This is a genomic window from Methylomonas sp. BW4-1, from assembly GCF_052474385.1.
The window spans coordinates 3744265-3756182 of the sequence record NZ_CP184125.1 but is presented as its reverse complement, the minus strand read 5'-3'; the positions used below and the strand labels follow the sequence as shown (position 1 = coordinate 3756182).

The following is an 11918-nucleotide window of genomic DNA, read 5'->3' as shown; positions in this document are numbered from 1 at the left end:
TCCATGGATGGCTTAAATCGCGTCTCAAGTTGGTGCTATGATTGAACTGACAAACATTCTAACTAACTCTGCATAAAAACTCGGGCAATGCTTTCTTCATCGGTCGATACTATTTATCCCTGCCCTTTTTCCAAGGGGTACGGCATTCCCGTTCGGCAAGCATGGTTGATGTTGAAGATTTTCGCCCTCTATCGGTTTGTTACCGCCTGCTTGTTTGTGATGCTGTTTTATTTGCGCTTTGGGCCGTCGTTATTAGGTTCCTACGACGCATCATTGTACCAGTTCACCAGTGTTGCCTATCTGGGGATTTCGCTGATTGCCGCGCCGGTCGCATTTAGACCGCGTTGGGCTTATGCCAGTCTGGCACAGTTATTTATTTTTACCGATATAGTCTTCATTACCTTGCTGATGCACGCCAGCGGCGGCATCGGCAGCGGCATTGGCATCTTGCTGGCTATCTCGATAGCGGCGGGTGGTTTGTTAATTGGCGGGCGCTGCGCGATGTTGTTTGCAGCCTTGGCTAGTCTGGCAATTCTTGCTGAAGAAGTGTACGCGATAGAAACGCATGCCTTCGTAAATACTACCTTGACTTATGCCGGTATGTTGGGCGTGGCGTTTTTTTCGATAGCGTTTTTATCGGTAATCCTGGCGCAGCGCGCCGAACAATCGGCGGTGTTGGCCAGGCGGCACGAGCATACTATAGCCAGGCTGGAGAGTCTTAACCGCTATATCATCCAGCATTTGCAATCGGGCATCATGATCGTCGATGACCGGCAGGTGACTCAACTGTCCAATCAATCGGCGTTGCGTTTGCTGGGCTTGGTCCTGCATCCGGAGGAACTGGCCGAGGTGGCGCCGGAGCTGAGGCAGGCTTTTGAGTTGTGGCGCGCCAATCGGGATCAGGATTTTGCCATTATCCAATTAGCCAATCGCAACGAAGTGCAAGTGCGATTTTCCGAATTAAGTATGGATGACGAAGCGTTGTACATGCTGATTTTCGAGGACATTGCCTTGTATAACCAACGCCTACAACAGAGCAAGCTGGCGTCTCTGGGCCGGTTGACCGCCAGTATTGCCCACGAAATTCGCAATCCGCTCAGCGCCATTAGTCATGCCGGACAATTGCTATCCGAAGCACCGGATTTGGATCTGCAAGAGCTGCGTTTGACGGAAATCATCCAGCACCATTGTCAGCGGGTAAACAGCATCATCGAGGACATTCTCAAGTTGTCTCGGCGCAACCCGTCGCAAAAACAAAAAATCGCTTTGGACCAGTGGTTGCCGGCCTACCTTGACGAGCAGAAATTGAATCTGGGCGAGCGGGCGGAGTGTTTTAAATTGATTTTTAAAGCGCAAGGCTTGAATGCCTGTATTGATAGTGGCCACTTGAAGCAAATTCTCGACAATCTCTGCGCCAATGCTTTGCAATACGGTAAGCCTGAGCTAGGGGCCATCGTGCTTGAAGTCTCGCAGATGCAGGAGGCGCCGTGCATAAAAATTATCGATAATGGCGCCGGAATTGCCGCAGAGCACCGGCAGCATTTGTTCGAACCGTTTTTTACCACCTCCCACCAAGGTACCGGGTTAGGGTTGTATATTTCCAGGGAATTGGCCGAACTGAATCAAGCGGAGTTAAGTTACGCCGCCCATTCCGGAAAACCTTGTTTCACTTTGTTGCTGGCTAATGCCGATCACGCCGTCATTGAAATATGAATATGCCTGTCACCCTGGTTGTCGATGACGAACCCGACATCCGCGAATTACTTGAAATAACCCTGAACCGCATGCACATTCAAACCCGCTGCGCGGCCAATTTGGCCGAGGCCAAACAGCTACTGGCCGTTGAGGTGTTTGATTTGTGTCTCACCGATATGAAACTACCGGACGGCGACGGGCTGGATTTGGTCGATCATATTCAATTGGCCGGTTTGCAATTGCCGGTGGCGGTGATTACTGCGCATGGCAGCATGGATATTGCGATCAAAGCCATGAAAAAAGGCGCCTTCGATTTCCTGTCTAAGCCGGTCGATTTGGGGGTATTGCGGCAGCTGGTCAGTCATGCGCTGCAAGCCTCGCTAACTAGGGTTTCCGACAAGGAGCGCCGTACGCGCGACATCTTGCTAGGCGAATCGGCATTAATGTGCGCTATTCGCTCGAAGATCGACAAGGTGGCGCGCAACCAGGCGCCGGTTTATATCAGCGGAGAGTCCGGTTCGGGCAAGGAGTTGGTGGCCAGATTGATACACCAGCAAAGCCCGCGCGGGGAGAAACCGTTTATTGCGATTAATTGCGGAGCGATTCCGCCTGAATTGATGGAAAGCGAATTCTTCGGGCATAAAAAAGGCAGTTTCACCGGCGCGGTAGCCGACAAGCAAGGATTGTTTCAGGCGGCTGATGGCGGCACCTTGTTTTTGGATGAAGTGGCTGACTTGCCTTTGCCCTTGCAAGTCAAATTGTTGCGGGCAATTCAGGAGAAAAAGGTTCGCCCGGTTGGCGAGCAGCGGGAAGTAGCCGTTGATGTGCGCTTATTGAGCGCAACCCACAAGGATTTGACCAAGATGGTCCAAGAAGGCAGTTTTAGGCAGGATTTGTACTACCGGATCAATGTCATCGAGCTGAGTTTGCCACCCCTGCGCGCCCGGTCCGCCGATATTCCTCAGCTTACCGAGCACTTATTGGCGGGCTTGGCTAATGCCAACGGTATGGATTTGCCCAAACTCAGCGACTCTGCGCTAAATGCGTTAAAGCACTACTATTTTCCCGGCAATGTTCGGGAGCTGGAGAATATATTGGAGCGGGCGCTGGCCTTGCACGATGGCGGCGTGATTGAAGCCGACGATCTGAACTTGCCGTTGGGGATGGAATTGGCTGCGGTCGAAGATTTCGACGCCGAGAAAATGTCGCTGGAAGCCTATCTCGAAGACATAGAGAAAAAAGCCTTGAGTGCGGCGCTGGAGGAAAATCGTTGGAACAAAACCGCTACCGCTAAATACTTGGGTCTAAGCTTCCGTTCGCTGCGGTATCGCTTGAAAAAGTTGGGTCTTGAATAACAGAAAATAACTGTAAGCGAGTAGGGGCGTGCTACTCGCCTAAATATCCACAGGCATGCTTATTGATACTTGCTCATGCCTTTCAATTGTTGCAGCGCGGCTTGAATTTTGGCGTTTGCGGCATCGTCTAGTTCGTTGTTTTTATACACTTTGTCCAACAGGCCTTCTTCTACCAACGCATCTTTGATCCAGCGTTTGGCAAAGGCATAACTCGCTGGGATTTTGGCGACTTCACCTGTTTTTGGATTTTTCAGACTATCGACTGGCGCTGCTGGCGCAGGGGCGGCGGCTTTTTTGGCCGGGGCGGATTTACTGGCTTTGGGTGCGGCGGATTTGGGTGTGGCGGCTTTGGCTGGAGCGGATTTTTCGGCGGTTTTTACAGCTGCGGGAGGAGGCGGTGTCAGTTCGGTTTGGATGGCCGGTTTACTCGCTTCCGGCTTGGCGGGCTCGGGTTTACTAGTTTCCGGTTTTTCCTTTTTGCCACCCATGACTACAAATACTACATAAGCTACAAAAATAGTTGTCGCTATAAAAAGCAATTCAGCCATAACCCTTCCCCTTTTGTTTGTTTTATTTATTAAGATTCAGAACAATGTGATGACACGTTTTAAACACCGTGAGCGAATATACCAGAGCTAATCAAGTCGGTAAACTAATACCCCAATTGCTAAAAAGTTCGCGAATTACGTTTAATCCGTTTCAACTGATTGGACTGGCCACCTGATTGCTGCCCAGCAAAAGGTTAAGCGAAACCTTCTGACCATCCAGTAGATTCTGCTCGGGTTTGCCGAATGCGTAGCCCTGGCCGAAGTTTACGCCGATTTCCTTCAGCTTTACCGCCGTACCTGCCGATTCGACGAATTCGGCGATGGTTTTCTTGCCGAGTTTTGAGGCAATTTCCACCATGGATTTGACAAGTATTTGATCGGTTTCGTTGTCGAGCAGGTTTCTGATGAATTGACCGTCGATTTTCACGTAATCGACCGGAAAGGTTTTGAGATAGTTGAACGAACAAAAGCCGGCGCCGAAATCGTCTAGCGCGAATTTGCAGCCTAAGGCTCTGATTTTGTTAATCATGTGCCGGGTTTTTTCAAAATTGTCCACGGCGGCTGTTTCGGTGATTTCGAAGGTCAAACGGTTGGCGTCTATCCAGGTCATTTCCAGTTTATCCTTAATAGTGGATAGTAAATCCGGATACTGAAACGCGGTACTTGAAAGGTTCACAGCCAGGGAAATATAAGACATGTAAGTGGGCAGTGCCGCCAGAAAGTCGATGGCGTTTTCCACGACCCATAGGTCTATCGCGTGAATCAAGCCGGTTCTTTCAGCTACCGGAATAAACTGATCCGGCGTGATGACTTCATTGCCTTCGCCGCGCATACGCAATAACACTTCATAGTGCGAAACATTGCCATCAGACAGCTGTACCACCGGCTGGAACACCAGAAATAGCTGGTTATCCCGCAAGGCCTTGCGAATCAGCGGCACCCAGTAAATGTCGCGGCGTCTTTCCTTGACGATGAGATCATCGCTGTTGTACACGCAGATTTTGTCTCTGCCGGTGCTTTTTGCAAAGTTGCAGGCTTGGCGGGCATGTAAAATCATTTCGCCCGGATGAAACGCGGAAACGGTATTGTCCAGCGCGGCAATGCCTATGGAAACCGAGGCGCTGTAAGACACTTCGCCGGTGAAGAATCGGAAATTATCCACGGTGGTTTTGATGGTTTCCGCGAGAATCTGTGCTTGCTTTTTGGTTTTGTTTTCCAGGAATAAACAAAACTCGTCGGCGCCGATACGAGCGAATAAACTGCCGGCCGGTAATAGTTTTCGGACCAGAATGGCCATTTCGACCAGTAAACGATCACCTACTTCAAAGCCTTCCAGTTCGTTAATCAGGCTGAAGCGGTCTACATCAATGAATAATAAAGACCCGTCTTTTTGCGTTTTATTGCTGTGATTTAATACCAATCTCAGCTGACGTTCGAAACTGCTGCGATTGAATAAGCCGGTTAATTCGTCGTGGGCGACCAGAAACTTGAGTTTGGCATCAATAACGTTTTTGGCGGCCAATTCATTGATCAATTGTTCTTCCTGACGGTGGCGCAGTTGGCGTTCCTGTTTCAGGCTCAGCAAAAATTTTACTGCCAGTATCAATTCCTGGGTATTGACGGGGGTGTTGATTTTGTAAGTTAGACAATTGTCCTGTTGCGGTTGACAACTGTCGAGTTCACAGGCAAAGCTGTCGTCGTTCAGAATTACTACCGGAATGACCGATACCGAATTGGCGCTGGATAAACTCTGGCACATTTCCCGAGCTTGGCAAAGCGGCAGCCTTGCGTTCAGCACGATCAGACCGATCCTGTCGGGTTGATCGGCGTAAGGCTTTAATATCTCGTAAATTTGTTCGCCATTTTCAGCTACACGAATATCGGTAAAACCCTTCGTTTTCAATGTGGAAACGATTTTTTGAGCGGAGACTTCATTATGCTCCGCAACGACAATCAGTTTTTCTTTGAGCGCGTCATTGGCAATCATCTAATACCATCCAGGTATTGGCATAAAATCGGGAGCAGTCGGCATAAGGTCAGGAGGAGGGCAGCATTTAATAAGCTTGTATTTTCATATAATTGGTCTAGGTTTAAGCGCAGCCTTTAATGCTATTTCTATGCTATTGGTTTTCAGTATAGGTGTAAATTTAATTTTTTAGAATTATTGATGATAGCTTACTCACCGTCCACATTAACTGTTGCCGATTTGCTGAGAGGTGATTTGCAACTCGCCTCGCCGCCGAATGCCTATTTTTTGTTGAAAAAAGTAGTCGAAGACCCGAATAAGACCGCGAAAGACGCGGCTGTGGTGCTCGAAGCCGATGCGGCATTGGCGGTAAAACTGCTGAAGATAGTGAATAGTGCTTTCTATGGTTTTCCGTCCCAAATCAGTTCGATTACCAAAGCCATCACCATGATTGGTACCCGTGAGTTGCAGAATCTGGTGCTGGGTACCTTGATTGTTGAACGCTTTTCCGATTTACCCGGACAACATTTTTCCATTCACGATTTTTGGGCCAGAAATTTGCGTTGCGCGTTGATTGCACGCGAATTGGATATTCATTTCGGCAAGCACTATGCCGACACCGCATTTCTGTGCGGTTTGGTCCACAACATCGGACAATTGGTGTTTTATCGGCGGATTCCGGTATTGGCCCGGGAAGTCGACTTATTACTGCAATCGCAAACCCCGCTCGCGGTGGACGAAGAGGTCACGGTAGAGCAGAACGTGATCGGCTTCGACCACTTTCAGGCCGGGGCCGAGTTGTGCAAACAATGGATGTTACCCGACGTTATTGTGGAAAGTATTCGCTTGCATTGCTTTCCAGATTTGATCGGGCCTTACGCCGATTTGGCCGCCATGGTTAGACTCGCGAACTGCTTAAGTCGAATCGAAAATCCCTACGATGCCCACGCTGTCAATGCTTTGAATCTGACGCCCGAACAAATCAGTTTCATCCTCGATAAAATCAGCGACGAGTTCGAAGTCATTTTTAAATTGTTTTATCCCACTGTCTAAACCCGCTTGGGTTCTTATCATTATCGGAATATCTGTTGCTTAAAGGTGACAGGGGCCGAGCTCGACTATCCCATCATCAAGCCGCCGATACGCTAACGACTTGTATCGAATGCGGTTTTTGTCGCAAAAAAACAACGGATAGGCCAACTAAATTCGTTTTGTCATAAAGTTGTCATATTGCCTCCATACAATGCGATCAAGCTTTTTGGTCATCGTGATCATTGAGTTAACGCATTGATTTATATAATTATTGGAGAAATTTGATGAGACTTTCTAAGCTGAGCCTGGCAGTGGTCGCCATTATTGGCTCGGGTATTTGCGCCGAGGCGATGGCGCTGGATTTGTATGTTGATGCCAAAACCAAGCAGATTTTTGCCGAACCGGGTCCAGGTCGCACTAAGTTGGGTTCATTTGAAAAAGTCGAAGATACGGTTGCTAAAAAAGTTGAAGCCGACAATCAAACACAAAAAGCTGAGATCGACAAAATCAAGCAGGATCTCGAGCTGAAAACCAACGAACTGAAAGCGCTCGACGAGCATATCGTTGCGCAACGCGAAGACAAAGCTAAGAACGACGAAAAATGGTTTAACAAAATCAATGTTCGCGGCTATACCCAGTTGCGGTATAACCAAGCACTATCCGGCGATAGAACAGCGGGTGAGCCGGAATTGAAATCGGTAGGCGATGGCTCGATCGGTAACAATCAAGGTTTCTCCTTGCGCCGAGTGCGCTTGGTATTCTCCGGCGACATCAATGAGTATATCTCCCTGTATCTGCAGCCGGATTTCGCTACCACCAACGGTGATTTACACTTTGCGCAATTACGCGATGCCTATGCCGACTTGGCTTTCGATAAGGCTCACGAATATCGAATCCGTGCCGGTCAATCCAAAGTCCCGTTTGGTTGGGAAAACCTGCAGTCCTCGCAAAACCGCCTGACGCTGGACCGCGACGACGCATTGAACAGTGCGGTGCCTAGTGAACGTGACTTGGGTTTGTTTGCCTATTGGTCGCCTAGCGATGTGCAAAAACTTTGGAAAGACCTAGCCAAGAAAAATCTGAAAACCTCGGGTGATTACGGCGTCTTGGGCTTGGGTGTTTATAACGGTCAAGGCGTAAACAAAGCTGAGGCTAACGATAACTTGTATTTGGTCGCTCATTCGACTTATCCGTTTGACCTAGGTTTCATGGGCTTGCGTGGACAAGTCGTTGAAGTGGGTGCGGATGCAATGTCAGGAAGATTTAACCGGTCCACCAGTGCTTATACCAGTAGGTTTGGATCGGGTACGCCGACTGCAAGAGACAATAGCGAAGATAGAGTTGGCGTTCATGCCGTGTTGTTCCCGCAACCGTTCGGTTTGCAGGCGGAATGGAATTGGGGTGCAGGCCCTACGCTTAATCCATCTGCCAACCGTATTGAGAGACAAAATCTGGAAGGTGGCTATGTACAAGCGATGTATAAAATCGATAACGTATTCGGTACTAAAGGTAGCATGATGCCTTATGTCAAATGGCAAACCTATGATGGTGCCTGGAAGGGTGTCGCCAACGCTCCAAGAGTCAATGTGGACGAGGTCGAAGCCGGTGTCGAGTATCAAATCAACAAGGCGTTGGAGTTAACCGTGGCTTATGCGACGATGAATCGTACTCAAATTCAGACGCAAACAACGGCAGCTGGATTCTTGCAGCAAGCCAGCGGCGATTTGATCCGTACCCAGTTGCAGTTCAACTATTAATTGATGGCGGAGCGCTGATTCTCGGCGCTCCAAAAGAATTTCTGGTTTAAAAATAAAAGCCCCGTTTCTTGCGAATCGGGGTTTTTTGTTTTCACTATATTCTCGAGTACTCACGTTGACCCTGATTATCACGGAGCGACGTGAATATATCCGCACAAGGTGAGTGCTGAGTCAGACAGTCTGCTAGACTGATCAGCCTATCAAAAAAACTCCGAAAGTTATGAGTGAACACTCTCTAGCCCGTTACGGTTGGCTCTCTATTGCTGCCGCAATCAGTACTATCGCATTAAAAAGCTATGCCTATTGGTTGACCGGTTCCGTGGGCTTGCTGTCCGATGCGTTGGAGTCGCTGATCAATTTGGTGGCGGCGATCATCATGCTGGTAGTGCTGACTATTTCGGCGCGGCCGCCGGACGATACCCATGCCTACGGCCACGAAAAAGTCGAATATTTCTCCAGCGGTGCTGAAGGTATCATGATTCTGTTGGCGGCTTTTAGTATCGGCTATGCGGCCTGGGAACGGTTGTGGAACCCGCTGCCGCTGCAGCAACTTGATCTGGGTATTGCGGTTTCGGTGTTTGCTTCGTTGATCAATTTGGCGGTTGCCCGAGTTTTGATTGGTGTCGGCCGGCGCCGGCAGTCGATCACGTTGGAAGCCGACGGTAAGCACTTAATGACCGATGTCTGGACGACGGTCGGGATTTTGGTCGGTATCGCCATCATCTCGGTGGCAAACCGTTTCGAGCCGAGTCTGGCGTTTGCCAAGCAATTGGGCCTGAACGGCTGGGAAATACTCGACCCGATTATTGCCATCGGCGTGGCGTTCAATATCGTCTGGGCCGGCTTGCAATTGATTCGCCGGACAGTGTCCGGTTTATTGGATGCCGCCTTATCGCCGGAGGAAATTGCGGAAATCGTCGCTGTGTTGGATGAATATGTGGCCGGCCACCGTATTGCTTATCATGCGTTACGGACTCGTTACGCCGGCGCCAGACGTTTCATGTCGGTGCATGTGTTGGTGCCAGGGAGTTGGACAGTGCAGCAGGGGCATGATTTGCTGGAAGCCATCGAGCAGCGAATCAAGGACAGGTTTGACAACATCGACATCGACACGCATCTAGAACCTATCGAAGATGCCGCGTCTTGGGAGCATTGAGCACGCGGTTTGGGCTGCAACGGCTTGGATTAAGCTTCAATCAGATTTAATTCCACTTCTTCCGCGCTGTCTCCGGCAATTTTAAAGCCGCGCATTTCCAATACGCCCTTGGTATTTAAAGAAATGATCAAGTGCAGTGCATCCGGATAGCTGGCTTCCTGAATGTCGGTCGCTGACGGTTGGGCCGGCGTGTGCGGGTGCGAGTGGTAGATAGCAAATAGCGTTTCGCCTTTTTCGCGGATTTGGCGCATCGCCTCGATTTGCTGGCTGGCGTCTAATAAAAATCGGGTCTGCGGCGTGGCGGCGCTATTTTCCACCGGATAACAACTCGCCGGCATACCGGTACTGTCCGCGCCGATTAGGCCGCAAACCTCGGTATCCGGGGATAGTTGCGCCAAGTGCAGTAACTGGTTGGTAAGTTTGCGTGGCAGAGAAATTTCTTTGTGGTTCATAGTGGTTTCCATATTCCCGATGTCACTCGTGGATTGCCGGATAAATCAGCATGGGTGTTGATCTGCTGGTAGCCAAATTCGCTAAAAATGGCTTGTACCTCGGATTGTTGATTGTAGCCGTGTTCGACCAATAATTGGCCATTGTCTTTTAAATGCAGACGCGCTTGCTCGGCAAGCTGACGAATGTCTTGCAGGCCGTTGTTGGGGCTGATCAACGCGCTGTCAGGCTCAAAGCGCACGTCGCCGATGGTTAAATGTGGGTCGTTATCGGCGATGTAGGGTGGATTACTAACGATCAAGTCAACGCCGGTTTCTTCGATGTTCTCGAACCAGTTCGATTGCACAAAGCGCACATTGCCAGTGTAGAGTTGCTGCGCGTTATATCGGGCGACTGCCAAGGCAGCCGAACTTAGATCGCTGGCAAACACTTGAGCTAGCGGTCTTTCCGCTGCCAGCGTGATGGCAATAATACCGGAACCTGTGCCGAGATCGATGATTTTGCTGGGTCGGTCTTTTGGCAGAAGCGCCAGGCTGAGTTCTATCAGTAATTCCGTGTCCGGTCTGGGGATCAAGACATCCGGGCTGACTTTGAAATTGCGCGACCAGAATTCGCGTTGGCCGGTTAAATAGGCAACCGGCGTGCCTTGCGAGCGTTGCTTTACCAGCAATTGAAATTGCGCGATTTGTTGCGGGCCGGGCTGATGTTCCGGCCAAGCTCTGAGAAACGAGCGGGTTTTGTTTAGGCAGTGGCAAAGCAGAACTTCCGCGTCTAGCATTGCGGTTTCGGATGTGGCGCTTAGCTTTGCGCTTGCAGTGGCTACCAGGCTATGAATCGTATTGCTGGTATCTGTCCATACAGCTTGCTTAGACATTACCCAGCTGAGTCAACAATTCTGCCTGATGTTCATGAATCAGCGGTTGAATCACATGCTCCAATCCGCCTTCCATGATTTCTTCCAGCTTATAAAGCGTCAGGTTGATGCGGTGGTCGGTGAGTCGGCCTTGCGGGTAGTTATAGGTGCGGATACGCTCGGATCGGTCGCCGCTGCCCACTTGTAATTTGCGGCTTTCCGATTGTTCCGCGTGTTGCTTTTCCTGGGCTGCTGACATTAAGCGCGCTTGTAAAACCGACATGGCGCGGGCGCGGTTTTTATGCTGCGAGCGTTCGTCCTGGCATTCGACGACCACGCCGGATGGGATGTGGGTAATGCGGATGGCGGACTCGGTGCGGTTGACGTGCTGACCGCCGGCACCGGAGGCGCGGTAGGTGTCGATGCGCAGATCAGCCGGGTTGATGTCGATTTCGTCTACGGCATCCACTTCCGGCATGATTGCCACGGTGCAGGCTGAGGTATGCACGCGACCTTGCGATTCGGTTTCCGGTACGCGCTGCACGCGGTGCGTGCCGGATTCGAATTTTAATTGCGAATACACGTTTTGGCCGGCCACGCGCATGATGACTTCTTTAAAGCCGCCGTGTTCGCCGCGGTTCTCGTTGATAATCTCGGTGCTCCAGCCTTGTCGTTCTGCATAGCGTTGATACATGCGCGCCAGATCACCGGAAAAGATCGCCGCTTCGTCGCCGCCGGTCCCTGCGCGTACTTCCAAAAACACATTGCGATTGTCATTCGGGTCTTTCGGTAGCAGCAGGATTTGCAATTGTTGTGTCAATTCCTCGCGTTGGGCTTCGGCGGCCTGGATTTCTTCTTTGGCCATTTCCCGTAACTCCGGGTCGCTGTCTTTAGCCATTTCCTGGGCCGATTCGAGATTGGCTTCGTTTTCCTGATAGATTTTGTAACAGGCGACCAGCGGCTCGATTTGCGCGTATTCCTGGCTCAGGCTACGGAATTGGTTTTGATTGCTTTGTACTTCCGGTTGTGACAGTAGGGCGGTGATTTCTTCGAAGCGTTCGCCGAGGTTTTCCAGTTTGGTTTGTATCGAGGGTTTCATTCAGTGG

10 protein-coding genes are annotated in these 11918 nt (G+C 50.2%); 5 read left to right on the top strand and 5 right to left on the bottom strand.

Annotated features, from left to right (window positions below; all coding sequences use genetic code 11):
• Positions 1–168: 168 nt before the first annotated feature.
• Positions 169–1713, top strand: coding sequence for a sensor histidine kinase (locus ACH5Y9_RS17475; RefSeq protein WP_445366983.1), 1545 nt, complete (start codon positions 169–171; stop codon positions 1711–1713).
• Positions 1710–3050 (top strand): sigma-54-dependent transcriptional regulator, encoded by a 1341-nt coding sequence (locus tag ACH5Y9_RS17470; protein WP_445366982.1) that lies wholly within the window; start codon positions 1710–1712, stop codon positions 3048–3050. Before ACH5Y9_RS17475 ends, ACH5Y9_RS17470 begins: the two co-directional genes overlap by 4 nt.
• A gap of 59 nt (positions 3051–3109) precedes the next feature.
• On the opposite strand, the gene ACH5Y9_RS17465 is transcribed toward ACH5Y9_RS17470, so the two are convergent.
• On the bottom strand, positions 3110–3598 hold the full coding sequence (locus tag ACH5Y9_RS17465; RefSeq protein ID WP_445366981.1) for a hypothetical protein: 489 nt from the start codon (positions 3596–3598) through the stop codon (positions 3110–3112).
• A 151-nt stretch (positions 3599–3749) separates the two neighbouring features.
• Positions 3750–5585: a GGDEF and EAL domain-containing protein gene (locus tag ACH5Y9_RS17460; protein ID WP_033156100.1), complete on the bottom strand. Its 1836-nt coding sequence runs from the start codon at positions 5583–5585 to the stop codon at positions 3750–3752.
• 180 nt (positions 5586–5765) lie between these two features.
• On the opposite strand from ACH5Y9_RS17460, the gene ACH5Y9_RS17455 reads away from it, so the two are divergent.
• The 3 genes from ACH5Y9_RS17455 (at position 5766) to ACH5Y9_RS17445 (ending at position 9509) form a co-directional block, all read left to right on the top strand.
• The gene (locus tag ACH5Y9_RS17455) at positions 5766–6617 is read left to right on the top strand and encodes an HDOD domain-containing protein (RefSeq protein WP_445366980.1); all 852 of its coding nucleotides are present in this window, start codon (positions 5766–5768) and stop codon (positions 6615–6617) included.
• A gap of 263 nt (positions 6618–6880) precedes the next feature.
• Positions 6881–8353 (top strand): porin, encoded by a 1473-nt coding sequence (locus ACH5Y9_RS17450; RefSeq protein WP_445366979.1) that lies wholly within the window; start codon positions 6881–6883, stop codon positions 8351–8353.
• A 220-nt stretch (positions 8354–8573) separates the two neighbouring features.
• Positions 8574–9509 carry a cation diffusion facilitator family transporter gene (locus tag ACH5Y9_RS17445; protein ID WP_101052094.1) on the top strand — a complete coding sequence of 312 codons (936 nt, stop codon included), beginning with the start codon at positions 8574–8576 and terminating at the stop codon, positions 9507–9509.
• Positions 9510–9538: 29 nt separating this feature from the next.
• Here the strand turns inward: ACH5Y9_RS17445 and ACH5Y9_RS17440 are convergent, their stop codons facing one another.
• The 3 genes from ACH5Y9_RS17440 to prfA are packed head-to-tail and all read right to left on the bottom strand — an operon-like array spanning position 9539 to position 11911.
• Complete coding sequence (locus ACH5Y9_RS17440; protein WP_319960417.1) at positions 9539–9961, bottom strand: M67 family metallopeptidase; 423 nt, start codon at positions 9959–9961, stop codon at positions 9539–9541.
• Positions 9958–10833 carry a peptide chain release factor N(5)-glutamine methyltransferase gene (gene prmC, locus ACH5Y9_RS17435; protein WP_445366978.1) on the bottom strand — a complete coding sequence of 292 codons (876 nt, stop codon included), beginning with the start codon at positions 10831–10833 and terminating at the stop codon, positions 9958–9960. Before prmC ends, ACH5Y9_RS17440 begins: the two co-directional genes overlap by 4 nt.
• Positions 10826–11911, bottom strand: coding sequence for a peptide chain release factor 1 (gene prfA, locus ACH5Y9_RS17430; protein WP_033156105.1), 1086 nt, complete (start codon positions 11909–11911; stop codon positions 10826–10828). The genes prmC and prfA overlap by 8 nt, the downstream gene beginning before the upstream one ends.
• Between the last annotated feature and the right edge of the window lie 7 nt (positions 11912–11918).

Coding starts and splice junctions, on each gene's coding strand:
- ACH5Y9_RS17475 (WP_445366983.1), top strand. CDS start 169: ATGTTGAAGATTTTCGCCCTCTATCGGTTTGTTACCGCCTGCTTGTTT.
- ACH5Y9_RS17470 (WP_445366982.1), top strand. CDS start 1,710: ATGAATATGCCTGTCACCCTGGTTGTCGATGACGAACCCGACATCCGC.
- ACH5Y9_RS17465 (WP_445366981.1), bottom strand. CDS start 3,598: ATGGCTGAATTGCTTTTTATAGCGACAACTATTTTTGTAGCTTATGTA.
- ACH5Y9_RS17460 (WP_033156100.1), bottom strand. CDS start 5,585: ATGATTGCCAATGACGCGCTCAAAGAAAAACTGATTGTCGTTGCGGAG.
- ACH5Y9_RS17455 (WP_445366980.1), top strand. CDS start 5,766: ATGATAGCTTACTCACCGTCCACATTAACTGTTGCCGATTTGCTGAGA.
- ACH5Y9_RS17450 (WP_445366979.1), top strand. CDS start 6,881: ATGAGACTTTCTAAGCTGAGCCTGGCAGTGGTCGCCATTATTGGCTCG.
- ACH5Y9_RS17445 (WP_101052094.1), top strand. CDS start 8,574: ATGAGTGAACACTCTCTAGCCCGTTACGGTTGGCTCTCTATTGCTGCC.
- ACH5Y9_RS17440 (WP_319960417.1), bottom strand. CDS start 9,961: ATGAACCACAAAGAAATTTCTCTGCCACGCAAACTTACCAACCAGTTA.
- prmC (WP_445366978.1), bottom strand. CDS start 10,833: ATGTCTAAGCAAGCTGTATGGACAGATACCAGCAATACGATTCATAGC.
- prfA (WP_033156105.1), bottom strand. CDS start 11,911: ATGAAACCCTCGATACAAACCAAACTGGAAAACCTCGGCGAACGCTTC.